The organism is Streptomyces sp. NPDC057877, assembly GCF_042796855.1.
Classification (GTDB): Bacteria; Actinomycetota; Actinomycetes; order Streptomycetales; family Streptomycetaceae; genus Streptomyces.
Genome location: NZ_JBHVMS010000004.1, coordinates 473866 through 498730, shown reverse-complemented (window position 1 = coordinate 498730; position 24865 = coordinate 473866). Strand labels below are relative to the sequence as shown.

The window sequence follows — 24865 nt, the reverse complement described above, 5'->3', positions numbered from 1 at the left end:
CGCGCGCAGGGGGCGGCAGGGGGACCAGCCTGAGTGTCAGCCCGCGCTCACACCGTTCGCGGCCTCGGGGACGTCGGCCTCCTCCGGGGGTTCGGTGGCCTCGGCCGCCGACCGGGACTCCTGGCCCAGGTTGCGGGCCTCGGCCTTCAGGGCGAGTTGGGCGACCGCGGTGTTGAACTGCTCGATGGAGGACGGCTCGTCGGGGCCGAGCAGATAGCGCTTCAGCTCCGCGCGGTCCTCCGCCAGCGGATCGTCGGCCCGGTCGCGCGTCGCGGCCAGCAGCTCGCCGAGTTCGGCCGCGCTGTTGGAGAGGATCACCGCCGCGCGGACCGCGGTGTTCTGCCGCTTGAACTCCTCGACGCCCAGCTCCGCGGAGTCCGTCACCGCGTACGGCTTGCCGCTGGCGATGAAGTCGGAGACCACGGACGAGATGTCGGAGACCATCGCGTCGGAGACGTTGAAGCAGTCGTACAGGCGCGGCTCGGCGCCGGTGACGACCCGGTGCTGCCAGGCGGGGAAGGACCGCCAGTAGGCGTCGTTCCACTCGGCCCGCAGTCGGGCGATCTCCTCGTGCCCGGCGATGTCGACCAGGCCGTCCCGGCTCGCCTCGGCCTCGTCGCCCTTCTCGGTGCCGTTGGCCGACAACTGGGCGAGTCGGGCCTCGATCCGGGTCAGCTCGGCGCGGGCGGCGGCCTCGACGGCGGCGTCGGTGGTGAAGCGGACGTCGGCGGCGCGTTCGGCGGCGGCCTTCTCGACCAGCGCCTTGATCCGCTGGTGGGCGGCCTTGGCGGCGGCGCTGCGGGTGCCGGTGAAGGGGTGGGGCTTGTACAGCACGCGGACCGGCGGGTCGGCCGCGACCAGGCGGCGGACGATGTTCTCCCCCGCGAGCAGGATCGAGGTGTTGCCGGGGTTGTCGTCCCAGCCCTCCCAGGTCGGCGCGTACAGCACGGTCGGGACGCGACCGTCGGGCACGCCCCGCCAGGACCGGATCGACGCCAGCTGCGGTCGGCCGACCTCCACGATGCTGTCGTCCCGGACACCGACGTCGGCGATGGCGTAGCGGTCGCGGCCCGCGCGTCCGGCGGTCCACACCTCGTCGTACACCTTGCTGTACGGGTTGACGCTGGCGATCTTGTCGCTGTCGCCGTGGCCGATAAAGACGTGCTTCATGGTCGGTACGCGCAGCAGGTGGATGTTCTTGCCGACGTTCGCGGCGTACAGCGCGACCCGCACGGTGGACAGGTCCAGGTTCATCAGGTGCACGCCGCCCGGCACACAGATCACGGGGACCGTGGTGGGCGCGAGCCTCTCCAGGATGGCCCGCTCGCGCAGGACGACCAGCGGCCGGGTCTCCAGCCGCTCCATGGTCTCCAGCCACATGTTGACCTGGTAGGCCGAGTCCCTGGAGCCGGAGAAGTACAGCACCGTCTCGGGGCGGTACTCGCGCAGCCAGTTGTCGACGGCGGCCAGCACCTTCTGGTCGTTCGGAAGCCTGCGGCTGCGCATGTAGGACCCGAGCACCAGGACGTAGCCACAGCTGAGGACCAGGGTGCCGGTGATGCCGAGATAGCCGGCGAGCGGCTCGTCCAGGAACGCCGAGACCAGTATGCCGGCGAACGCGGCGAGGTCGAGGTGCAGCATCTTCTCGGCGGAGCGGTGCAGCAGGACGCGCGGCGGGGCGTCCGGGATGCGGATGCGGGCGGCCAGGTCGATGTTGCGGGTGGCGACCGGCATCCGGCGGCGGTTGCGGATCATCGTGATCAGCGCGCCATGGGGGGCCTGGAGGCCGTAGAAGGCGATGAAGCAGGCGATGGCACCGTAGAAGATCAGGTCGTCCGAGAGCGCGAGGCGGGCCAGCAGCAGCACCAGGAGCAGTTGTCTGATCAGGAAGCGGATCGACAGCCCGGCGCGGATCCTGCTCAGGATGCTGATCAGATAGCTGCTTCTGCGGTGCAGATAGTGGTCTGCCAGATACGTCACAGCGGCCACGGCCGCGAAGACCGGGATGCTCGGAACGAGCGCCGCCACCATGAGGCAGGGATAGCCCAACGTCATAAGGACCGCTGCGGCCAGTTCGGCCGCACTGCCCACCCGGGCGACACGAATAGCGGTGGATATCACGGATAACCTGCTCTGTGAGGGAGATGCCGGTTTTTGTGATCGACTACAGCTGAAAATGTGAATAGTATGAGAAAATACATCGGATTACGGATTCAGGCCCCTACGGGCAACCTCACCGTCGTGATGAGGGAACCCGCAGAGGCCTGATGAGTAAGGCTCTAATGCCGCTGATTATTACATGTCGTCCTGCCGGTCCAGGACCAAAGCCAGAGCCTGCTCGAACCCGGACGCCTTGCTCGCGCTGGCCGTGGGGTCCTGCTGACGGACGTCGATCACATGCCCCGTCAGCTCGGAGAGCAGCACGTCGAGCGAGGTACGGGCCACCGCCTCGGAGGACAGCAGGCTGCCCGCGGGCTCCTGGCCGAACGCCTTGGTGCGCATCGGGGTCGCGGTGCGCTCCGGGTTGACGCAGTTGACGCGGATGGAGTCCGCGGCCCACTCGTCGGACAGGGCCTGGGTGAGGTTCACCATGGCCGCCTTGGTGGAGGAGTACAGGCTGTACTCGGCGCGCCCGCGGGTGTAGCTGCTGGAGGTGTAGAGCAGCAGCTGGCCCTTGGTCTCCGCCAGGTACTTGTACGCCGAACGAGCGATCTGCACCGGGGCCAGGTAGTTGACCTTCAGCGCCTCCTCGATGGTGGCGTTGTCGGTCTCCGCGAGCTTGCCGATGCGCAGCACGCCCGCGGTGTTGACGACGTAGTCGATCCGCCCGGTCTCGGCGTACGCCTTGGACAGCGCGTCGTCGACCTCCTCGGGGTTCTCCACATGGGTGCCGGTGGTGGAGCGGCCCAGGGCGTAGACCTTCGCGCCGTAGGACTCGGCGAGTTCGGCGATGTCCTTGCCGATGCCGTAGGAGCCGCCGAAGACGACGACCGTCTTGCCGGTCAGCAGCTCGCGGTAGACCTCCTCGCCGTTCTGCTCGGGCGTGGCGGTCGAGGCGAGCTGGAACAGCTTGTCGGCGATGAACACGTCGACGGGCTGAGTGACCTTCATGTTGTACTCGTCACCCGCGACGACGTGGATCGGCACGTCCGGCAGGTACCTGAGTACGACGGAGCAGTCGTCCGTGGCCTGGAAGTTGGGGTCACCGGCGGCGACCTCGTAGGCGCGGCGGATGGTCGACAGCTTGAAGGCCTGCGGCGTCTGACCGCGACGCAGCCGGGAGCGGTCCGGGATCTCGGTGATGAACTCGCCGTCCTCGCCGTGGGTGCGGGTCACGATGATGGTGTCCGCGGACGGGATGGCGACGTCGACGGCCTGGTAGCGGTCGAGTGCGGCGACGCAGTCGTCGATGACGCGCTGCGACAGCAGCGGGCGCACGGCGTCGTGGAAGAGGACGTTGACGTCCTCGCCCTCGGCCAGGCCCTCACCCAGGGCGGAGATGGCCCGCTCGGTGGTCTCGTTCCGCGTGGCACCGCCCTCGATGATCTTCCGGACCTTCTGGAACCCGGCCTTGGCCACGATCTTCTCGATGTCCGGCACATAGCCCGGCGCCATCAGCACGATGATGTCGTCGATGGAGTCGGCCTTCTCGAAGAGGGCCAGCGTGTGCTCGATGACTGCCTTGCCGGCGATCTTCAGCAGCTGCTTGGGGATCGACAGACCCACGCGCTGACCGGTGCCACCGGCCAGGATCACTGCGGTGGTACGGGGCTTGGCTATGTGCTGGGACACAGGTGACCTACCTTGGGGCGTCAGGGAACTTGCAAATGGTCCCACTTGTGGTTACCGCGATGCAAGGTGAGCGATCCCCGCTGCATATGGGCACGCAACCTGCCATTCACCTTGCACCCTTGGTCATTGGCGAGAACTCCCGCGAACCCTGCACATATAGCTGTGAGTAACTCCACAGCCCTCGGAGCCTGCGGAGAGTGACGGCCGAGTGCGCTCAGCGTCGCTTCAGCCGCTTCAGACAGCGGCGGCCCAACACCTTCATCAGTTCCTTCGACGGCGTCTGTTGAACGCCGTGCGTCCGAAGGGGCGTGACCGGACGGGCCGACCGGGCCGACGGCGTCTCGGCGACCGCGGCCAGCACGCCGTACAACGCCTGGGCGGCCGTCTCCGGAGCGAGTCGCACGTCACTCGCGTCCCGATCGGTGTCCCTCCGTTCCGGTACGGCGGACAGCAGCGACGGATCGCCGACGATCCTCGCTCCCGTCTCCCCTATCCGGTCGGCCATCTCGGCACCGATCTTCGCCGCCGCCTCGACCGCCCAGCCGGGCGTGGAGATTCTCACGTCCTGCGGCGTGAGGGCGCACACACTCTTCATATGCATGATCGCGCCGTGCCGGATCAGTCGTGAATACAGCTGCTCGGGAAGATCATGTGCGCGGAATTCCACATTGAGATGACGGAGCATTTCGGTCTCGGCCAGACTGAGGGAACGATTCGCCGTTTCCGGAACCGGCCGCAGCAGATGCTCGGGAAGCCCGAGAAGCGCTTCGAACGTCCGCATCAGACCGTCCCGGTCACGGTCGTCGACCACCACGACGGTCACCCGATCCGCGCCCACGGCCCGTACCCACCGTTCGACCAGCCGGTCATGCCGGTGCCGCTGCCAGAAACTCGGATTGGGCTTGTCGTACGGCGGCTTGCGGAGCATGTGCTCCAGCCAGGTCTCGTAGTCCATGCGCAGCCCGTTCTGCACGTACTGCTGCCACTGCGAGGGCATGATCTTCGCCAGCGGACGCAGGGTCACCAGCACATGCACCCGCTCCCGGGCCCCCGGTCCGGCCCCGTCGGGGCCGTCGGACGACCCGGCGAGGTCGTCGACGATCCTCGCGACGGACTCGTCGTCGGGGGCGTCGGCGAAGAACTCGCTGCTGATCACCGAGGTGCGGTCGCCGGTGGCCCGTACCTGTTCGACGAGCCGGGTCCACTGCTCCGGCCGGGGCGCGGCGTCGCCCATCATCCCCTGCCGGGCGGACACGGCCAGCGCGGCTCCCATGGGGTGTCTGCTGTCCGCCGGCCACTCCACTCCGTGCTCCCGCATCCGCTCCCGCGCCGCGAACAACGCGCCCTGGATGGCGGTGGTACCGGTCTTGTGGGGGCCGATGTGCAGCAGCCGGGTCCCCGCGGGCAGCGGGGACCCCACGGGCAGCGGGGATCCCACGGGCAGCGGGGACCCCGCGACAGCGTTCACGCAGTTGTCATCTTGCGTACAGTCCGTCTCCATGGTCAACGGATGGTAAGAGACATCTCTGAGTTCTGGCTGAGAGCTTCTGAAGGTCTGGTGAATCTCCGCGGGCACAACTCCCGCACAACGGGACGGACCGCGACCGGCCCGCCCCGCTCAGCGACCGCGGGAAGACGGGAAGATCAGAACGGCTCGAAGTCGTCGAACTCGCGCTGCGCCTCGTCGCGTTCCGCATCCCGGTCGCGGCGCCGCTGCGCCGCCGGACGCTGGGCCTCGAGGCGGTGGTCCTCACCGCGCCGCCCCAGCATCTCCGCCCCGGCCATCACGCTGGGCTCCCAGTCGAAGACGACCGCGTTGTCCTCGGGCCCGATCGCGACCCCGTCACCGCCGCGCGCCCCGGCCTTGACCAGCTCCTGCTCGACGCCGAGACGGTTGAGGCGGTCGGCGAGATAGCCCACGGCCTCGTCGTTGTTGAAGTCGGTCTGCCGCACCCAGCGCTCGGGCTTCTCGCCCCGCACCCGGAACAGGCCGTCCTCCTCGCGTTCGACGGTGAAGCCCGCGTCGTCCACGGCCTTCGGCCGGATGACGATCCGCGTCGCCTCCTCCTTGGGCCGCGCGGCACGCGCCGCTCCGACCAGCTCGGCGAGGGCGTACGACAGCTCCTTCAGCCCCATGTGCGCCACCGCCGACACCTCGAAGACGCGGTAACCGCGCGCCTCCAGGTCGGGCCGCACCATCTCGGCGAGGTCCTTGCCGTCCGGTACGTCGATCTTGTTCAGGACGACCAGCCGGGGCCGGTTGTCCAGGCCGCCGTACTGCCGCAGCTCCTCCTCGATGACATCGAGGTCGGAGACCGGGTCACGCTCGGACTCCAGCGTCGCGGTGTCCAGGACGTGCACGAGCACACTGCACCGCTCCACATGGCGCAGGAACTCCAGACCGAGCCCCTTGCCCTGGCTGGCACCCGGGATCAGACCGGGCACGTCCGCGATGGTGTAGACGGTCGAACCCGCGGTGACGACACCGAGGTTCGGCACCAGGGTCGTGAAGGGGTAGTCCGCGATCTTCGGCTTGGCCGCGCTCAGCACCGAGATCAGCGACGACTTGCCCGCGCTCGGGTAGCCGACCAGCGCCACGTCGGCGACGGTCTTCAGCTCCAGTACGACGTCCTGGAGGTCGCCCGGCTCACCGAGCAGCGCGAACCCGGGCGCCTTGCGGCGGGCGGAGGCCAGCGCCGCGTTGCCGAGCCCGCCCCGGCCGCCCTGCGCGGCGATGAACGACGTGCCGTGCCCGACCAGGTCGGCCAGCACGTTGCCCGCCTTGTCGAGGACGACGGTGCCGTCCGGCACGGGCAGGACCAGGTCCTGGCCGTCCTTGCCGGAGCGGTTGCCGCCCTCGCCGGGCTTGCCGTTGGTGGCCTTGCGGTGCGGGGAGTGGTGGTAGTCCAGGAGGGTCGTCACCGACTGGTCGACGGTGAGGATCACATCGCCGCCCCGGCCGCCGTTGCCGCCGTCCGGGCCGCCCAACGGCTTGAACTTCTCACGGTGGACGGAGGCACAGCCGTGGCCTCCGTTACCCGCGGCGACATGCAGTTCGACGCGGTCCACGAAGGTGGTCATGGTGGGGTGCCTCCAGTTACGTACGCGAATGTCTTGGGTGTAACACGCGAAAGGCGGACCCGCTTCCCCGGAGGGAAGTGAGGTCCGCCTCGCGAAAGCTTCCGATCAGGCGACCGGAACGATGTTCACGACCTTGCGGCCACGGCTGGTGCCGAACTCCACGGCACCGGCCTGGAGCGCGAACAGCGTGTCGTCGCCGCCGCGACCGACACCGGCGCCCGGGTGGAAGTGGGTGCCGCGCTGGCGGACCAGGATCTCACCGGCGTTGACGACCTGACCGCCGAAGCGCTTCACGCCGAGGCGCTGAGCGTTGGAGTCACGACCGTTACGGGTGGACGATGCGCCCTTCTTGTGTGCCATCTCTCCTCAGTCCCTTACTTCGCAGCCGCGGGGATCTCAGTGACCTTGATCGCCGTGTACTGCTGGCGGTGGCCCTGACGACGGCGGTAGCCGGTCTTGTTCTTGTAGCGCAGAATGTCGATCTTCTGGCCCTTGTGGTGGTCCACGACCTCGGCCTGGACCTTGATACCGGCCAGCACCCACGGGTCGCTGGTCACGGCGTCGCCGTCGACAACGAGCAGGGTCGAGAGCTCGACCGTGTCGCCAACCTTGGCGGTGGAAATCTTGTCAACCTCAACGATGTCACCGACAGCAACCTTGTGCTGGCGGCCACCGCTGCGCACGATGGCGTACACGCGGATCTCACTCTCTCGCTCGGGAACGGCACCCCCGCAGTCCAGCCGCCCGTCTCGACGGACGCGGCCTCTCCCGACCAACCGGTGGCAACCAGGTGCCCGGGAGGAAGAGGTTTACGGGGATGTGGCGTGTCTCTGTGGACGGACATGCCGACGGTCAAGGTTACGGGGCCACGGCCGAGGGGGTCAAACCGGGGGGGCGGTGAGGGGTGTGCGGCCTGTCACGCGGGCCGCACACCCTGTCCGTCAGCCCTTCGTCAGCCCTCGTCGGTGGAGGCCGAGACGGAGGAGACACCGCTCTGCTCCGCCGCCGCGGTCTTCTTCGCCGTGGTCTTCTTCGCCGCCTTCTTGGCGGTCGTCTTCTTCGCCGCCGTCTTCTTGGCGGCGGTCTTCTTGGCCACCGTCTTCTTGGTGGCGGCCTTCTTCGCCGTGGCCTTCTTGGCCGTCTTGCGGGCCGTCTTCTTGGCCGCGGCGGCCTCCTCGCCCTCGGCGGGGACCTCGGGGGTCTCCGCGGGGGTCTCGGGGGTCCGCGCAGGTGCCCCGGGAGCCTCGGCGGGTGCCTCCGCCGTCTCCGACGGGACGACCAGGACGGCCGCCTCCTCGGACGCGGTGGGCGCGGTGGCCTTGCGCACGGCACGGCGGCGCGGACGGGCCGGGGGCGCCGCGGTCTCGGTGACCGCCTCGGCCTCCGGGGCGACCGACGGCTCCTCGGCGGCCGGAGCGGAGGGCTCGGGCGCCTCGGACGACGTCGTCTCGGGCACCGTCACCACGGCCGCCTCCGCCGCGGCGGGCGAACCGGCCGGGGCGGACGCCCTGCGGGTCGCCCGACGCCGGGTACGGCCCTTGGGCGCGGCCTCCTCGACCGTACGGCCCTCGAAGACCGGGTCCTCGACGGCGGCCGGCTCGGCCTTGACGTCGGCGGCCGGTTCCGGCGTGACCGGACGCGCGATCTCCTCGGCGACGGTGACGTCCTGGGCGGTCGGCGCCTGGACGACGACCTCCTCGGCCCTGGTCTCCGCCTTGGGCGCACCCGCCGGGGCCGACACGCGTCGGCTCGCCCGGCGCCGCGAACGACCGCGCGAGACCGCGGCCTCCGCCTCGGCGACGCTGCTGTACAGCTCCTCGTCCGGCGCGAACTCGGGGGCGGCCAGCGCCACCGGCTCCGCGACCTCGGCCGCGACCTCGGCCTGCGACTCGGCCTCCGCCTCCTCCTCGGCCGTCACCGCGGCGACCGCGGGCTCCTGCTCGGCCGCACCGGCCCGCGCCCGCTTCTTGCGCTTGCCGCCACCGCCGGTACCCGCGACGTGGTCCAGGTGCACGATCACACCGCGGCCGTTGCAGTGGACACAGGTCTCGGAGAACGACTCGAGGAGGCCCTGTCCGACCCGCTTACGGGTCATCTGCACCAGCCCCAGCGAGGTCACCTCGGCCACCTGGTGCTTCGTACGGTCCCGGCCCAGGCACTCCAGGAGGCGCCGCAGGACCAGGTCCCGGTTGGACTCCAGCACCATGTCGATGAAGTCGATGACGATGATGCCGCCGAGGTCGCGCAGCCGCAGCTGGCGGACGATCTCCTCGGCCGCCTCCAGGTTGTTCCTGGTGACGGTCTCCTCGAGGTTGCCGCCCTGACCGGTGAACTTGCCGGTGTTGACGTCGATGACGACCATCGCCTCGGTCCGGTCGATCACCAGCGAGCCACCGCTGGGCAGCCAGACCTTGCGGTCCAGCGCCTTGGCGAGCTGCTCGTCGATCCGGTACGTGGCGAAGACGTCGACCTCGCTGGTCCAGCGGCTGAGCCGCTCGGCCAGGTCCGGGGCCACGTGCGAGACATAGCCGTGGATGGTCGACCAGGCGTCGTCACCGCTGACGATGACCTTGGTGAAGTCCTCGTTGAAGATGTCGCGCACGACCCGGACCGTCATGTCCGGCTCGCCGTACAGCAGGCTCGGGGCGTTGCCGCTCTTGGCCTTCTTCTGGATGTCCTCCCACTGCGCCTGGAGCCGCTCGACGTCGCGGCGCAGCTCGTCCTCGCTCGCGCCCTCGGCGGCGGTGCGCACGATGACGCCCGCGTCCTCGGGGACGATCTTCTTGAGGATGGTCTTCAGCCGGGCCCGCTCGGTGTCGGGCAGCTTGCGGCTGATGCCGGTCATCGACCCCTCGGGCACGTACACGAGGTAGCGGCCCGGGAGGGAGACCTGGCTGGTCAGGCGGGCGCCCTTGTGGCCGATCGGGTCCTTGGTGACCTGCACCAGCACCGACTGGCCGGACTTCAGGGCGGACTCGATGCGGCGCGGGCCGTTGGCCATGCCCAGCGCCTCGAAGTTCACCTCACCGGCGTACAGCACGGCGTTGCGGCCCTTGCCGATGTCGATGAACGCGGCCTCCATCGAGGGCAGCACGTTCTGCACCTTGCCGAGGTACACGTTGCCGACGTACGACGTCGACTGCTCCTTGTTGACGTAGTGCTCGACGAGCACGCCGTCCTCCAGGACGCCGATCTGCGTACGGTCGCCGTGCTGGCGGACGACCATCACGCGCTCGACGGCCTCGCGGCGGGCCAGGAACTCCGCCTCGGTGATGATCGGGACGCGACGGCGCCCCTGCTCACGCCCCTCACGGCGGCGCTGCTTCTTGGCCTCCAGGCGCGTCGAGCCCTTGATGGACTGCACCTCGTCGGAGGGCTCGGCCTGCTTGCGCGGCTCGCGGACCTTGACGACGGTGCGCTCGGGGTCGTCGGCGGACGGCTCGGCCTCACCGGCGGAGTCACCGGCGCGGCGACGGCGGCGACGGCGACGGCGGGTGCTGGAGGTGGAGCCCCCGGCGTCCTCGCCCCGGCCCTCGGTGTCCTCCTCGGCCTCTTCCTCGTCCTCCTCGACCTGCTCGGCGGTGTCCTCGGCGTCCTGCGCGGCCTGGTCGGCGGCGGGGCCCTCGCCCTCGCCGTCGGCTCCCTCGCCGGCCTCGCCCCGGCGGCGGCGACGGCCACCACGACGGCGACGGCGGCGCGAGCCGGTGTCCTCGGCGTCGTCCTCGTCGGCGGACTCCTCGGCCTGCGCCTCGGGCTCCTCCGGCTCCTCCTCGACGGCGGGCTCGACGGGCTCGGTGGCCTGCGGCTCGCCCTCGTCCCCGGCACCCCGGCGACGACGGCGGCGGCGCGGCGCGGCCTGCTCCTCCGCGAACTCCCCGGTCTCGGCCTCGGGCTCGGGCTCGGGCTGCTCCGCCGCCTCGGCGGCGGCTTCGGCGGCGGCCCGCTGCGGCGTCTGGAACTGGAACTGCGGCTCGGTGAAGACCGGCGGCTGGAACACGGCGACGGCGGGCGGCGCCGGACGGCGCGGGGCCTCCTCGGCCTCCTCGGCGGGCGGCGCGGGCGGCCGTGCGGGCTCGGCGAAGCCGGTCGCGGCCTTACGGGCGACCCGACGCCGGGAACGCCGGGGGGCGGCGGACTCGGCCTCAGCGGCCTCAGGGGTCTCCGAGGCCTCGGCGGCCTCGGGAGCCTGCTCCTCGGCCGCGGACGGCTCGGTTACGGCCTGCGCGGGCTCGGCGCCGGTGGCCACCGGCTCCTCGTCCCCCGCGCCGGTCACCGGAGCGGTCACGCGCCGCGTGGCCCGGCGCCGTGTCCGGCGCGGTGCGGCGTCCTCGGCAGGCTCGGCCGCCACAGGCTCCTCAACCTTCTCGCTGACCTGCGGGGCCTCAGCGGTCTCAGCGGTCTCAGTGGCCTCGGTGGCCGCCGGGGCACCGGCGGGCGCGGACGCCCGACGGCTGGTCCGGCGGCGCGGACGCGCGGCAGGCTCGGCCTCCGGCTCCGGCTCAGCGGCGGCCTCGGCAGCACTCGGTTCGGATACGTCGGACACGACCGTCTCAGCGGCCTCCGGCGCCCCGGCGGGCGCGGACGCCCGACGGGTGGCACGGCGGCGGGTCCGCGTGGGCGCGGGCTCCTCGGCAGGCGCCTCGGCGAGCGCCTCGACGGTCTCGGGCGCGGCGGCGACGGCGGGCACCACGGTCTCGGCGGTCTCGGCGGCCTCCGCCGCCGGAGCACCGGCGGGCGCGGACGCCCGACGGCTCGCCCGGCGGCGCGGACGCGCGGGGGCCTCGGTCTCCACCGGGGCGGCGGCCTCGGTCTCTTCGACGTCCTCGGTCTCCGCACCGTCCGCCGCGATCTCGGCGGCCTCGGCGGCCGGTATGGCTGGCGCGACGGTCTCCACCGGGGTGTCGGAGGAGGCGGCGGGCGGGCCCGCCGGGCGGGACGCGGCACGGCGCCGACGACGCGGCGGCAGGGTGTCGCTGGGGGTGTTCAGTTCGGAACCCTCGGTGGGTTCGATCGGCTCGAGCATGCGGGCGTTTCTCCCGTCAGGCTCCCGGGCGCCGCGCCTGGTCCGGCGATGTGCCGGTGACGTCCGCGGCTCGCGCGCTGCGCGTGTGCCGCCGTCCGGGGCGCGGGCGCCGCACGGGAGCTTTCTGTGTCCTGTCTCGCCGGTTCCGTATGCCGTGTTGCGTACGGCCTGGCGAAAGTCTTGTGGTCGGTGCGCTGCCCGACCCAGGTGGCTCCCGGATACGAGGGCGGCGCTTCGACGTCCGTCCTTACTGGGACCTTCCTTACACCGGCGCCTTCGCGGCGGCAGCGGAAGCGGCCGTCGAAAGGGCCGCCGCTGCCTCGCGGTCGGGCGCGAGCGGGTCGGTCACCGTGCCGGTCTCTTCATCGAACAGCCCCTGCGCCAGCCTGGTCACCGCTGCGGGGACCGGCGGCGCCAGGTCGGCCACGGCGCTAAGACCGGACAGGACGTCGTCGGGTCGTACGGCAGGCGTCACGTGCCGAACAACCAGCCGCAGTATCGCACAGGGCTGGTCGCTCGGCCTATCAGCCCGCGAACTGTGCGTTTCTGTGATTTCCGAGCTGTGTGAGCCGTCGGGGACGTCGGAGACGTCGAGGTTCCCGGATCGGCTCTCCAGACTGACGACGGCCGGACGGGCGTCGAACGTACGGACGCCGTTCTTGGTGAGGCGCTGGACCTCGACGGATCCGGCCGCGTTGAAGGCGTCCACCGCTCGGCGGGCGTCCTCGGCCGGGACTCCGGTCAGCCGCAGCTCCCACACGGAAGCCGTCAGCCGGTCGGCCAGCCCCGAGGTCCGGGCCTCGACCGCCTCGATCACATCGAGCCCGGTGGGCAACGACTCGTCGAGGAGGGCGCGCAGCTGCTCGGGATCGCGCGCCTCGGTGAGCGCGATCTCCAGGTACTCCGCCTCACTGCCCGTGCCGGTGGGTGCGGCATTGGCGTACGACACCTTCGGGTGCGGGGTGAACCCCGCCGAGTACGCCATGGGCACCTCGGCGCGGCGCAGCGCACGCTCGAAAGCGCGCTGGAAGTCGCGGTGGCTGGTGAACCGGAGGCGGCCGCGCTTGGTGTAGCGCAGTCGGATGCGCTGCACCGCGGGTGCGGGCGGCGGGCCTTCGGGCTGTCGCTTGCCCAGTGTCCTTGTCCTTCGTGAGAGCGGTCGTACTTCTACCAAGAGTACGTGCCGCGGCGCCGCGGGGTTCCCGCCGGTGCGGCGGGGCCCGCACGCGCGCATCCGCGCACTTTCCCACAAGGGCGATTCCCCAGCGCCCGTTTCCGACTACTCTGAGCGACCCTGGCATTGTCGGTGGGAACGGTGGGGGCATGCGCATCCGAGTGCTGGCCGAGGGCGACGAGCGGGCGTTGACGGATCTGTGGGCGTGGCTGGGCCGCGATCCCGGCACGGCCGAGGTGCCGGTCGAGACCGTCACCGGAAGCGGCCCCACCATGAGCGTCCTCGAGGCGCTCGACGTGATCCTCGGCAACGCCACGAGCATCGCCAACTTCGCCGTCGCCTACGCCACTTGGCGCTCCACCAGGCCCGCCGCCCCGGCCGCCCCCGGCGCGCGCACGCTCGTCCACGGGGACAGCACGGTGGACATCGGCGACCTGTCCCCCGAGGAGCTGGCCGACCTGCTGCGCCGTCTCGACGGCGACGGCCGGGGCCCCGGCGTCTCGTCATGAGCGCGGGCGCGAGCCCGGACACGCGGCTGGAGCAGACCGGTTCACGCGCGGTGCTCTGCGGGGTGCACGCCTACCAGCACCTGCCCGGTCTGGACGGCGTCCGGCACAACGTACCGGCGCTGCGGGAGCTGCTGGTCGCGCAGGACGTGGGCCTGTTCGCCGGGGAGCACTGTGTGGCCGTACCGGCGAACAGCACTCCGGCGCAGTTGCTCGACGCCGTACAGGACGCCGCGGACCACGCCAAGGACCTGCTGCTGGTCTACTACGCCGGGCACGGGCACTTCGGGCGGGACGGCCGGAGCCTGCTGCTGGGCACGGAGGCCTCGCGTCCGGACCGGCCGCACCACTCGGTGTCGTACGACGAGATACGCGCGATCGTCGCGGGGTCGCGGGCCCGGCACCGGGTCGTGGTGGTGGACTGCTGCTTCAGCGGCGCCGCCCTGCACATGGACGCGGGGCAGGACGGGCCGCCCGCGCGGAAGGCGCCGGTGTTCGAGATCGAGGGCGCGTGCGTGCTGACGTCGGCCGCCGAGACCGAGCGGTCGCTGTGTCTGCCCGACGGCAGTGTCTTCACCCGCGAGCTGGTCCGTCTGCTGCGCGACGGGGTGAGCGGGGAGCTGTCCGACGGCCGGAAGGGCACGGAGCTGTCCGTCCTGACCATGGCCGATGTGTACGACGTCCTGCGGCAGCGGCTGGGGGACCGCGCCGTCGAGGGGCATCCGGTGCCGCTGCCCCGGATGAGCACCCGCGACGGCGGCCACCGCATCCCGCTCGCCGTGAACCGCGCCTACGCCCCGCCGACCCCGGTCACGGGCACTCCCGCGGCCACCGCCGCCCCCGCCGCCCCGCTGTCCACCGCCTACGACGTCACCCGGAACTTCACCGGCCGCGCGGCGGAGCTGACGGCGCTGGAGCGGACGGCCGTGGAACAGCCCGCGGCGGTGTGCGTGGTGCACGGACGCGGCGGACAGGGCAAGACCGAGCTGCTCAGGGCGCTCGCGGCCCGCACCACCCACCTCTTCCCGGGCGGCTGTCTGGAGGTCGACCTGCGCGGCTGGACCCCCGGCGAGCAGCCCCGCGACCCCTACATGGTGATCGCCGAGCAGCTGCACCACATGGGCCACGCCCCCGAGGACGTCCCCGCGGACCTCACCGCGCGGGCCGAGACCTGGCGGCTGTTCCTGAAGCAGAACCCGGTACTGCTCCTGCTGGACAACGCCCGCGACGCCCGCCAGTTGGCCCCGCTGCTGCCCTCCGCGGGCTCCCCGAGCATGGTCATCATCTCCAGCCGTTCCGAGCTGCCCGAGGTCAACGCCCACCAGCGCTTCGAGCTGCCGCCGCTGACCGCCGCGGACTGTGTCACCGTCTGGCACAAGATGGGCATCCCGCAGGACACCGCGCACCTGGACGAGATCGCCGACCGCGTCAACGGCAGCCCGCTGGCGCTGGGCCCCATCGGCACCCGGCTGCTGCACGGCGCCTCCCCCACCGCCGTACTCCACTCGCTCACCGGCCAGCACCGCTACGCCACCTTCCCCAGCATCGACACCGCCGAGCGCGCCGCCTTCACCACGGCGTACGCCTCCCTCGACGCCGATCTGCGCCATCTGATCCACCACTGCGCCTGGCATCCGGGCCCCGACTTCGGCCCCGACTCCCTGGCCGCGATGGCCGAACGCCCCGAGCACGAGGTGGAGGTCCGGCTCGCCGAGATCGAACAGTTGCTGATCCGCAAGAACGGCCGCCACAGCCTGCACGACCTCAGCCTCAGCTACGCCCGTGAGACCGCCGCCCAGCACGCCACCGAGGAGGAGGCCGACGCCGCCCGTCAGCGGCTCTACGGCCATCTCCACAAGGGGCTCAAGCAGGCCCGCGACGTCCTGCGCACCACCCGGACGAGCGACGACGGCGAGGTGCGCCAGGCCCGCCACTGGCTCGACACGCACGCCCAGGAACTCCAGGCCGCCGCCCGCGCCGCCGACGCGGACGTCTGGCCGCAGAGCCCGGACTTCCTGACGGACCTCGCCCGTTCCCTCTACTTCGACGACCGCTACATCGAGTCCTGGGAACTCCTCCAGACCGTGCTGCGCACCACGTTCCCCGACTCCGCCCGGCACGCGGAGGCCACCAAGGGCATCGGCGACATCCACCGCGTCCAGGGCAACTACAAGGAGTCCGCCGAGTCCTACCGGGAGGCCCTCGCCGTCTACCAGGCGCTCGACGACCGCCTCGGCCAGGCCAACGTCATCGACGACCTCGGCGACATCCACCGCGTCGAGGGCCGCTTCGAGGAGGCCAGGGCCGCCCATGAGGAGGCGCTGGCGATCTACCGCGAGATCGGCGACTCCCTCGGCCAGGCCAACACCACCAAGGGCCTGGGCGACGTCCACTACGCGCAGGGCCGCTACGACGAGGCGGTCACCGCCTACCAGGACGCCCTGACCATCTACCGCGGCAACGGCGCCCTGCTCGGCCAGGCCAACACCACCAAGAACCTCGCCGACATCCACCGCTTCGAGGGCCGCTACGACGAGGCCGCCCAGGCCTACCACGAGGCCCTGGCCACCTTCCGGACCCTGGGCGACCGCCGCGGCCAGGCCGACGCCCACGCCGGTCTCGGCGACCTGCACGAGGCCCAGGACCGCCCGGAGGAGGCCGCCGCCGCCTACGACAAGGCCCTCACCACCTACGAGGCGATCGGCGACCGCCGCGGCCAGGCCGACACGTACGTCAGCCTCGGCTTCCTGCACCAGTCCCAGGGCCGCTACGCGGAAGGCGTCGCCGCCTACGACAAGGCCCTGGCCGTCTACGAAACGGTCCGCTCCCTGATCGGCCAGGCCACCGCCCACGTCGGCCTGGCAGGCGTCCACCAGGCCGAGAACCGCTTCACGAACTCCGCCGAGGAGTTCCGCACCGCCCAACTCCTCTACACGGAGGCCAATCTCCCCGGGGGCGCGGCCCTGTGCCAGCAGGCCCTCGACTTCCTCGCCGCAGAGGGCGTGGAAGCCGACGATCCGACGGACGGCTGACCCGCCGGGTTACCCCGCGTTCTTGACCGTCAGGGGCAGCAGCTTCTTGCCGGTGGGGCCGATCTGGACGCTGGTGTCCCTCTGCGGCGCCACGCCCTCACGAAACCTGCCGCGCCGCGCCGTCTCGGAGCGGGTTGCCACAGCTCAGCGACCTGCTCAGTAGCTGGCAGTGCGGTTGAAGCCGGTGATGTTGAGCTTGATGCCCTCCACGGTCTTGAGCGTCGTGGGGAACTCGCCCTCGGCGGTCTGGCCCGGTTGCACGTCGGTCTCCAGTTGCGAACCGTTCGCCACCCGCGTGCCGTCGGCGTCGACCGCCTCCCACTCCCACGAGTAGTCGGACTTCTCACTGCTGCTGTTCTTGATCGTCCAGACGAGCCAGATGTTGGTGAACCCGGCTTCCGAGCGGTCGTCCAGCTCGAAACGGGTGAGATCGGCTCGCTCGCCCCCGGCCTCCTGCGTCTGCTCCTGCGCCGTCTCAGAGGCGGGGGTCCTTGTGGGCGCGGGCGTGGTGCTTTCGTCGCTGTCCCCCATCGCGATCGCAAGCACCACGATGACGATGACGATCACCGCGGCGAGCGCACCGAGGCACCCCCAGAGACAGCCACGACCACGCTGCTTCCTCTGCGGCGGCCCGGGGGGAGATGTCCACTGCCCGGAAGGGGGAGGAGCACTGCCCTCACTTCCCCACCGAGGTCCGCCCGCAGGCGGCTCACTCGCTGGCATGTCACCTCCTCCGTAGCGATTACCGCCACGCTAGGAAGCCGGGAACCACCCCGCGAACCGAGAGCCGCCACTCAGGCGACAGCCGTCCTGTGGCCCTCCCCGGGGCCGAGAACTCCTCTCGGACGGGATTCCAGAGCCCTCAAGGCGCGGCAGAGGCGTTCTCGGGGTATCCCGGGCGAGCCTCTGCCGCCTGCCCTCAGCGCCGAGCGACCTGAGCACGGCCGCTCTGTCCTCCCCGGCCATGTCCGCCAAGGCGTCGAGGGCGCGTCGCGACGCGTCGCTCACCTCAGTGCGTGTGACCGCTCGGCGCGGGTGCGGCGTTCTTGACCGCCAGGGGCAGCAGCTTCTTGCCGGTGGGGCCGATCTGGATGCTGGTGTCCATCTGCGGACACACCCCGCAGTCGAAGCAGGGCGTCCAGCGGCAGTCCTCGACCTCGGTCTCGTCGAGGGCGTCCTGCCAGTCCTCCCAGAGCCAGTCCTTGTCGAGGCCGGAGTCGAGGTGGTCCCAGGGGAGGACCTCCTCGTAGGAGCGCTCGCGGGTGGTGTACCAGTCGACGTCGACGCCGAAGGGGGCAAGGGCCTTGTCGGCGCAGGCCATCCAGCGGTCGTAGGAGAAGTGCTCGCGCCAGCCGTCGAAGCGGCCGCCGTCCTCGTAGACCGCGCGGATGACGGCGCCGATGCGGCGGTCGCCGCGGGAGAGGAGGCCCTCGACGATGCCGGGCTTGCCGTCGTGGTAGCGGAAGCCGATGGAGCGGCCGTACTTCTTGTCGCCGCGGATCTTGTCGCGGAGCTTGGTCAGGCGGGCGTCGGTCTCCTCGGCGGAGAGCTGCGGGGCCCACTGGAAGGGGGTGTGCGGCTTGGGGACGAAGCCGCCGATCGAGACCGTGCAGCGGATGTCGTTGGAGTTCGACACCTCGCGGCCCTTGGCGATGACCCTGGTCGCCATGTCGGCGATCTGGAGGACGTCGTCGTCGGTCTCGGTGGGCAGGCCGCACATGAAGTACAGCTTCACCTGGCGCCAGCCGTTGCCGTAGGCCGTCGCGACGGTCCGGATCAGGTCGTCCTCGGAGACCATCTTGTTGATGACCTTGCGGATGCGTTCCGAGCCGCCCTCGGGGGCGAAGGTGAGGCCGGAGCGGCGGCCGTTGCGGGTGAGTTCGTTGGCCAGGTCGATGTTGAAGGCGTCGACGCGGGTGGAGGGCAGGGACAGGCCGACCTTGTCCTCCTCGTAGCGGTCCGCCAGGCCCTTGGCGATGTCGCCGATCTCCGAGTGGTCCGCGGAGGAGAGGGAGAGGAGGCCGACCTCTTCGAAGCCCGTTGCCTTCAGGCCCTTCTCGACCATGTCGCCAATGCCGGTGATCGAGCGCTCGCGCACCGGGCGGGTGATCATGCCCGCCTGGCAGAAGCGGCAGCCGCGGGTGCAGCCGCGGAAGATCTCCACCGACATGCGCTCGTGGACCGTCTCGGCCAGGGGGACCAGGGGCTGCTTGGGGTACGGCCACTCGTCCAGGTCCATCACCGTGTGCTTGGAGACGCGCCACGGGACGCCGGAGCGGTTGGGGACGACGCGGGCGATACGGCCGTCCGGGAGGTACTCGACGTCGTAGAAGCCGGGGACGTAGACCCCGCCCGTCTTGGCGAGGCGGAAGAGGACCTCCTCGCGGCCGCCGGGGCGGCCCTCCGCCTTCCAGGCGCGGACGATGTCGGTGATCTCCAGCACGGCCTGCTCGCCGTCACCGATCACCGCGCAGTCGATGAAGTCCGCGATCGGCTCGGGGTTGAAGGCCGCGTGGCCGCCCGCCAGCACGATCGGGTCGTCGACGGTACGGTCCTTCGCCTCCAGCGGGATGCCCGCCAGGTCGAGCGCCGTGAGCAGGTTGGTGTAACCCAGCTCGGTGGAGAAGCTCACGCCGAACATGTCGAACGCCTTCACCGGGCGGTGCGAGTCGACCGTGAACTGGGGAACCCGGTGCTCGCGCATCAGGGCTTCCAGGTCCGGCCAGACGCTGTAGGTGCGCTCGGCGAGGACACCCGCGCGCTCGTTGAGGACCTCGTAAAGAATCATGACGCCCTGGTTGGGCAGCCCGACCTCGTACGCGTCCGGGTACATGAGCGCCCAGCGCACGTCGCACTCGTCCCAGGGCTTGACGGTGGAGTTCAGTTCTCCACCGACGTACTGGATCGGCTTCTGCACATGCGGGAGCAGGGCTTCAAGCTGCGGGAACACCGACTCAGCTGGCTCGACAGACATCGTGGGACTTTCGCGTGAGCTGACAGGGGTGACCATCAAGCCTAACGCGGCCCGCGAGTGCCCCGGGACGGTCAGCCGTCCCGCTGCCGTCCGATCGTCGTCCACATCACCGGCAGCTCCGCCTCCGCCCGTGCCGCCCGCTGCTCCTCCCTGCCGTACAGCACGCCGTAGGTGAAGGTGCTCTCACCCGCCGCGTGGGCCTGGACGGCGAGGTCGCGCAGGGCCTCGCGGGACATCACGCTGTCCTGGTGTTCGCCCAGCAGTCCCTGGAGCCGCTTCATGGACTTGGTCAGGGTCGCGGCCGGGTCGCCCAGGGCCGGGGTGGCCGCCTCCGCCGCGTACCGGGTGCGCTTGGCCTTCTTGCGGGCCTCGTGCAGCGCCAGGTCGCGGTCCGGGCCGGGCGGCAGGTCCAAGGCCCGGTCGACCAGGGCGGTCAGGGCTGCCATGTCCTTGTCCACGGCCTTGGCGATCGCCTTCTCGGGCGCCGCCCCGGCGGCCTTCAGCAGCGGTGGGTCCGCGAGCAGCGCGTCGAGCGTGTCGAGGAGGGCGAGATAGCGCCTGCCGTCCAGTACGGCGATCATGCGGCGTCTGGAGCCGGAGCGCCGCGCGTTCGACCAGGTGCGCAGCCGGGTGCGGACCGGGCCGATGAGCAGCGGGCGGGGGACTTCGCCGAGGAGGCCGGTCAGGCGTTCGGTCAGGACCTCCTGGTCGCGGCCCGCGCCCAGCTCACCCGCGAGCCACTTCAGCTCCTCGCCCACCGGGTCGGTGACCGTGCGGTCGAGGACCTTGCCGTAGCTGCGGAAGGCGCTGCGCATCCGCCGGGTGGCGACCCGCATGGCGTGCACCGAGTCGAACACGTCCCGCCGCACGGCCGGGTCCAGGGTGACGATCGCGTCCCGCTGGGCGTGCAGATAGGCGAGGACGTGGTCACCGGTGGTGAGGGGGGCGGGCTGCTCCTTCTTCCCTCCGCCCTTCTTGCCGGACCCCTTGGGCGCCTTGCGTGCCGTCTCCTTCAGCGCCCTCGCCAGCTTGGACGACGACTTCGACGGCCGTACGCCCGCCCTGCGCAGCCGCTTCTCCAGCTTGTCGAGCAGCGCCGGGTCACCGCCGTCGGCCAGCTCCACCTCGATCTCGGTCCACTGGGCCGCGCCGTCTCCCCCGCTGAGCCGCTCCGCGTGTACGGCGTCCACGCTGACCTCGGCGAGCAGTGTCCCGTCGGCGTCGACGAGGTGCCTGAGGTCGCGGGCGGAACGCAGTCTGACCACGGGCAGCAGCTCGGCGCCGCGCACCCGGGAGCGCACGAGCCCGGCGAGGGCGCGGGGCAGGGTGTCGGAGAGCGGGGCCTGGACCTCGTCGCGTACTCCGGGGCCGACCGGGAACTTGAGGTGCCAGCCCGCGTCGGAGCCGCCGGTGCGGCGGCGCAGGGTCAGCGAGTGCGCGGCGAGGCGCTGGTCTGCGGTGTCGTAGTAGGTGGCGTCGAGATCGGCCACACCCTTGTCGAGGACGGCCGCGACCCCGGCGACGCCGGTCAGGTCGGGCAGTCCGCTGTCGTCGGATTCGTACTTGCGCTCAATCTCGCGTTTCGTCTCCGCCATGACCTGAATCTAGTGGCATCCAGGGCACTACGTCAGGGCCAACTTCCGCTGAATCACGGACCAACGGCCGCTTCTCCCCAGGTCCTCTCCCCCTACGCCGACATCGGCCGTTGCACTCTGATCGACTGCAACAGCCCCACCGCCACCCAGGTCGCGAACATCGACGAGCCGCCGTAGGAGACGAACGGCAGCGGAAGGCCGGTGACCGGCATGATGCCGAGGGTCATGCCGATGTTCTCGAAGGCCTGGAAGGCGAACCAGGCGACGATCCCGGCGGCGACGATCGTGCCGTACAGCTCGGTCGTCTCCCGGGCGATCCGGCAGGCCCGCCAGAGCACGATGCCCAGCAGCAGGATGATCAGGCCGCCGCCGACGAAGCCGAGTTCCTCACCGGCGACGGTGAAGACGAAGTCGGTCTGCTGCTCGGGCACGAACTGGCCGGTGGTCTGCGAGCCCTGGAAGAGGCCGGAGCCGGTCAGTCCGCCGGAGCCGATGGCGATGCGGGCCTGGTTGGTGTTGTAGCCGACGCCCGCCGGGTCCAGCTCGGGGTTGGCGAAGGCCGCGAAGCGGTTGATCTGGTAGTCGTCGAGGATGTGCAGCTGCCAGACCGCGATCGCGCCCGCCGCGCCGCTGCCGAGGAGCCCGAAGACCCAGCGGTTGGAGGCGCCGGAGGCGAGCAGCACCCCCAGCACGATGATCACCATGACCATGACCGAGCCGAGGTCGGGCATCAGCATCACGATCAGCATGGGCACGGCGGCCAGCCCGAGGGCCTGCACCACGGTCCGGTGGTCGGGGTAGGGCTTGTCGCCCGCGTCGACCCTGGCCGCGAGCAGCATCGCCATCCCCAGGATGATCGTGATCTTCACGAACTCCGAGGGCTGGAGCGAGAAGCCGCCGCCGAGCTGGATCCAGGAGTGGGCGCCGTTGACGGTGGAGCCCAGGGGGGTGAGCACCAGCAGGATCAGGAAGACCGAGATGCCGTACAGGATCGGCACGGCCGTGCGCAGGGTGCGGTGGCCTAGCCAGACCGTGCCGATCATCAGGGCGAACCCGATGCCGGTGTTCAGCAGGTGCCGGACCAGGAAGTAGTACGGGTCGCCCTGGTTCAGTTCGGTGCGGTTGCGGGTCGCCGAGTAGACCAGGATCGAGCCCATCAGGGACAGGGCGATGGCCGCGAACAGTATCGGCCAGTCGAGGCGGCGGGCGAGCGAGTCGCGGGCCAACAGCCGCGTCCAGCCCGCGCGTTCGGGCCCGTAACCGGAGACCTGGAAGCTGTTGGCGCCGGTCATGCCGCTCCCCTTCGCTGACGCTTCCCGCGCCGCTGTCGCCTGCGGGTGTCCCGGTTGCCCGTGGTGGGCTGCTCGACCGTGGCCACGACCTGCTGCGGCTCGGTCGGGTTCTCGGGGGCCTTCTGGTAGGCCTGCTGGTCCTTCGCCGGGTCCTTGGGGAGCTTCGGGGCGGTGATCGAGCCGTCCGCCTTGATCTTCGGCAGGTTCTTCTGCGGGGTGGGCAGCAGGGCGTTCTTCTGGGTGATGGTGCCGTCGTCGGAGACGCCGTACAGCGCGTCGTAGATGTTGCGGACGGCCGGGCCGGAGGCGCCGGAGCCGGTGCCGCCCTGGGAGATCGTCATCACGATCGCGTAGTCGTCGGTGTAGGTGGCGAACCAGGACGTGGTCTGCTTGCCGTAGACCTCCGCCGTGCCCGTCTTGGCGTGCATCGGGATCTCGTCCTGCGGCCAGCCGCCGAACCGCCAGGCGGCGGTGCCCCGGGTGGCGACGCCTTCGAGGGCGTTGTCCATCTTGGCGAGCGTCTGCTTGTTGACGGGGAGCTTGCCGTGCGCCTCGGGCTTGATCTCGGTGACCTGCTTGCCGTCGGGGCTGATGACCGCCTTGCCCACGGTGGGGTCGTAGAGGGTGCCGCCGTTGGAGATGGCCGAGTAGATGGTGGCCATCTGGATCGGGGTCACGAGGGTGTCGCCCTGGCCGATGGAGTAGTTGATCTCGTCACCGGCGCGCATCTTGTTGCCTTCGAGGCAGTTCTCGTAGGCGATCTTCTCGACGTAGTCGCCGTCCTTCTTGCCCGTCTTGCACCAGGCGTCCTTGTTGGCCTGCCAGTAGCTCTGCTTCCACTCGCGGTCCGGGACGCGGCCGGTGACCTCGTTGGGCAGGTCGATGCCGGTCTCCTTGCCGAGGCCGAACTGGTGGGCGGCCTTGTAGAACCAGTCGTTGGGCTTCTTCTTGGGGTCGATGCCGCCGTCCCGCTGCCACTCGCTGTGCGCGAGCCGGTAGTAGACGGTGTCGCAGGAGACCTCCAGGGCGCGGCCGAGGTCGATCGCGCCGTGGTTCTGGGACTCGAAGTTCTTGAAGACCTGACCGCCGACGGAGTACGAGCTGGAGCACTCGTAGTTGCCGTCGAAGTCGTACCCGGCCTGGACCGCGGCGGCCGTGGAGACCACCTTGAAGATGGAGCCGGGGGCGGCCTGACCCTGTATGGCGCGGTTCAGCAGCGGGTAGTTGGAGGCCTTGCCGGTGAGCTTCCTGTAGTCCTTGGCGGAGATGCCGCCCACCCAGGCGTTGGGGTCGTAGGTCGGGTTGGACGCCATGGCGACGACCCGGCCGGTCTTGGCCTCCATCACGACGACGGCGCCCGCGTCCGCCTTGTACCGCTCGTTGGTGTTGCGGTCCCACTCCTTGCGGGCGGTCTTCATCGCTTCGTTCAGCTCGTACTCCGCGACCCGCTGGACGCGGGCGTCGATGCTGGTGACGAGGTTGGAGCCGGGCTCCGCCTCGTCCGACTCGGCCTGGCCGATGACCCGGCCGAGGTTGTCGACCTCGTAGCGGGTGACGCCCGCCTTGCCGCGCAGCTCCTTGTCGTACTGCCGCTCCAGGCCGTTGCGGCCGACCATGTCGGAGCGCAGGTAGGGCGAGTCGGTGTCCTGGGCCTGCTGGATCTCCTCGTCGGTGACCGGGGAGAGATAGCCGAGGACCTGGGCGGTGTTGGCCTGGCCGGGGCTCGCGTAGCGGCGGACGGCCTGGGGTTCGGCGGTGATGCCGGGGAAGTCCTCGGCGCGCTCGCGGATCTGGAGGGCCTGCTTGGCGGTGGCCTCGTCGGTGATGGGGATGGGCTGGTACGGCGAGCCGTTCCAGCAGGGCTGGGGGGTCTCGGCGTCGCACAGCCGGACCTTCTCCATGACCTCCTTCGGCTGCATGCCGAGGACGCCCGCGAGCTTGGTGAGGACGGCCTTGCCGTCGTCCTTCATCTTCAGCAGGTCGGTGCGGGAGGCGGAGACCACCAGCCGGGTCTCGTTGTCGGCGAGGGCCACACCGCGGGCGTCCAGGATCGAGCCGCGCACGGCGGGCTGGACGACCTGCTGGACGTGGTTGCCGGAGGCCTCCTTGGCGTACGCGGAGCCCTCGCGGATCTGGAGGTACCACAGTCGGCCGCCGAGGGTGGCCAGCAGGGAGAGGACGAGGATCTGGACGATGACGAGCCGGGTCTGGACCCGTGGGGTCCGGCCGGTCTCGGGGATGTTGGTCACTGCGGCTGCCTCCCCCTCTCAGTGCGTGTACGAAGGACCGCGTACGCCTGTCGGCCGCGGGTCCCAAGGGACGCGTACGACCGGACGATGTGCGAGTGATGTGTGCGTGTGTACGAGTGAGGAACGACCGGCCCGCGGCCGTCGGTT

Annotated in this window: 16 protein-coding genes; 2 read left to right on the top strand and 14 right to left on the bottom strand. The window is 70.8% G+C overall.

What is annotated here, in order from left to right:
* Positions 1–36 precede the first annotated feature (36 nt).
* From ACFVQG_RS13770 to ACFVQG_RS13735, 8 genes are all read right to left on the bottom strand, one after another.
* Positions 37–2091, bottom strand: a complete 2055-nt coding sequence (locus tag ACFVQG_RS13770) for a CDP-glycerol glycerophosphotransferase family protein (RefSeq protein WP_383381732.1) — start codon at positions 2089–2091, stop codon at positions 37–39.
* 204 nt (positions 2092–2295) lie between these two features.
* The gene (locus ACFVQG_RS13765; RefSeq protein WP_383380995.1) at positions 2296–3792 is read right to left on the bottom strand and encodes a D-ribitol-5-phosphate cytidylyltransferase; all 1497 of its coding nucleotides are present in this window, start codon (positions 3790–3792) and stop codon (positions 2296–2298) included.
* Between the two features lie 214 nt (positions 3793–4006).
* The gene (locus ACFVQG_RS13760; protein WP_383380992.1) at positions 4007–5293 is read right to left on the bottom strand and encodes a hypothetical protein; all 1287 of its coding nucleotides are present in this window, start codon (positions 5291–5293) and stop codon (positions 4007–4009) included.
* A 143-nt stretch (positions 5294–5436) separates the two neighbouring features.
* Positions 5437–6873 (bottom strand): GTPase ObgE, encoded by a 1437-nt coding sequence (gene obgE / locus ACFVQG_RS13755; RefSeq protein WP_383380990.1) that lies wholly within the window; start codon positions 6871–6873, stop codon positions 5437–5439.
* 105 nt (positions 6874–6978) lie between these two features.
* Positions 6979–7233, bottom strand: a complete 255-nt coding sequence (gene rpmA, locus ACFVQG_RS13750; RefSeq protein ID WP_030051735.1) for a 50S ribosomal protein L27 — start codon at positions 7231–7233, stop codon at positions 6979–6981.
* Between the two features lie 14 nt (positions 7234–7247).
* On the bottom strand, positions 7248–7568 hold the full coding sequence (gene rplU / locus ACFVQG_RS13745) for a 50S ribosomal protein L21 (RefSeq protein ID WP_004931419.1): 321 nt from the start codon (positions 7566–7568) through the stop codon (positions 7248–7250).
* Between the two features lie 257 nt (positions 7569–7825).
* Positions 7826–11896: an Rne/Rng family ribonuclease gene (locus tag ACFVQG_RS13740; protein ID WP_383380985.1), complete on the bottom strand. Its 4071-nt coding sequence runs from the start codon at positions 11894–11896 to the stop codon at positions 7826–7828.
* Between the two features lie 262 nt (positions 11897–12158).
* Positions 12159–12989 carry a TIGR03936 family radical SAM-associated protein gene (locus ACFVQG_RS13735; protein ID WP_383380983.1) on the bottom strand — a complete coding sequence of 277 codons (831 nt, stop codon included), beginning with the start codon at positions 12987–12989 and terminating at the stop codon, positions 12159–12161.
* A 230-nt stretch (positions 12990–13219) separates the two neighbouring features.
* Here ACFVQG_RS13735 and ACFVQG_RS13730 point away from each other — a divergent pair, with 230 nt between their 5' ends.
* Both ACFVQG_RS13730 and ACFVQG_RS13725 read left to right on the top strand, forming a co-directional pair.
* Complete coding sequence (locus ACFVQG_RS13730; RefSeq protein WP_383380980.1) at positions 13220–13579, top strand: hypothetical protein; 360 nt, start codon at positions 13220–13222, stop codon at positions 13577–13579.
* On the top strand, positions 13576–16608 hold the full coding sequence (locus tag ACFVQG_RS13725; RefSeq protein ID WP_383380977.1) for a tetratricopeptide repeat protein: 3033 nt from the start codon (positions 13576–13578) through the stop codon (positions 16606–16608). The genes ACFVQG_RS13730 and ACFVQG_RS13725 overlap by 4 nt, the downstream gene beginning before the upstream one ends.
* Before the next feature lie 9 nt (positions 16609–16617).
* On the opposite strand, the gene ACFVQG_RS13720 is transcribed toward ACFVQG_RS13725, so the two are convergent.
* The 6 genes from ACFVQG_RS13720 to mrdA all read right to left on the bottom strand — a co-directional run bounded on the left by ACFVQG_RS13720 (position 16618) and on the right by mrdA (position 24718).
* Positions 16618–16749 (bottom strand): hypothetical protein, encoded by a 132-nt coding sequence (locus ACFVQG_RS13720; RefSeq protein WP_383381759.1) that lies wholly within the window; start codon positions 16747–16749, stop codon positions 16618–16620.
* Between the two features lie 15 nt (positions 16750–16764).
* Positions 16765–17175: a hypothetical protein gene (locus tag ACFVQG_RS13715; RefSeq protein WP_383380974.1), complete on the bottom strand. Its 411-nt coding sequence runs from the start codon at positions 17173–17175 to the stop codon at positions 16765–16767.
* Positions 17176–17617: 442 nt separating this feature from the next.
* A complete protein-coding gene (locus tag ACFVQG_RS13710) occupies positions 17618–19582 on the bottom strand; it encodes a TIGR03960 family B12-binding radical SAM protein (RefSeq protein WP_383380969.1) in 1965 nt (654 codons plus the stop codon).
* A 71-nt stretch (positions 19583–19653) separates the two neighbouring features.
* Positions 19654–21177 (bottom strand): CHAD domain-containing protein, encoded by a 1524-nt coding sequence (locus ACFVQG_RS13705; protein WP_383380966.1) that lies wholly within the window; start codon positions 21175–21177, stop codon positions 19654–19656.
* Between the two features lie 92 nt (positions 21178–21269).
* Positions 21270–22469, bottom strand: coding sequence for a rod shape-determining protein RodA (rodA, locus tag ACFVQG_RS13700; protein ID WP_383380963.1), 1200 nt, complete (start codon positions 22467–22469; stop codon positions 21270–21272).
* Positions 22466–24718 (bottom strand): penicillin-binding protein 2, encoded by a 2253-nt coding sequence (gene mrdA / locus ACFVQG_RS13695; RefSeq protein ID WP_383380960.1) that lies wholly within the window; start codon positions 24716–24718, stop codon positions 22466–22468. The genes rodA and mrdA overlap by 4 nt, the downstream gene beginning before the upstream one ends.
* Positions 24719–24865: the final 147 nt, after the last annotated feature.

Coding starts and splice junctions, on each gene's coding strand:
- ACFVQG_RS13760 (WP_383380992.1), bottom strand. CDS start 5,293: ATGGAGACGGACTGTACGCAAGATGACAACTGCGTGAACGCTGTCGCG.
- rodA (WP_383380963.1), bottom strand. CDS start 22,469: ATGACCGGCGCCAACAGCTTCCAGGTCTCCGGTTACGGGCCCGAACGC.
- ACFVQG_RS13740 (WP_383380985.1), bottom strand. CDS start 11,896: ATGCTCGAGCCGATCGAACCCACCGAGGGTTCCGAACTGAACACCCCC.
- ACFVQG_RS13725 (WP_383380977.1), top strand. CDS start 13,576: ATGAGCGCGGGCGCGAGCCCGGACACGCGGCTGGAGCAGACCGGTTCA.
- obgE (WP_383380990.1), bottom strand. CDS start 6,873: ATGACCACCTTCGTGGACCGCGTCGAACTGCATGTCGCCGCGGGTAAC.
- ACFVQG_RS13730 (WP_383380980.1), top strand. CDS start 13,220: ATGCGCATCCGAGTGCTGGCCGAGGGCGACGAGCGGGCGTTGACGGAT.
- rpmA (WP_030051735.1), bottom strand. CDS start 7,233: ATGGCACACAAGAAGGGCGCATCGTCCACCCGTAACGGTCGTGACTCC.
- ACFVQG_RS13710 (WP_383380969.1), bottom strand. CDS start 19,582: ATGTCTGTCGAGCCAGCTGAGTCGGTGTTCCCGCAGCTTGAAGCCCTG.
- ACFVQG_RS13705 (WP_383380966.1), bottom strand. CDS start 21,177: ATGGCGGAGACGAAACGCGAGATTGAGCGCAAGTACGAATCCGACGAC.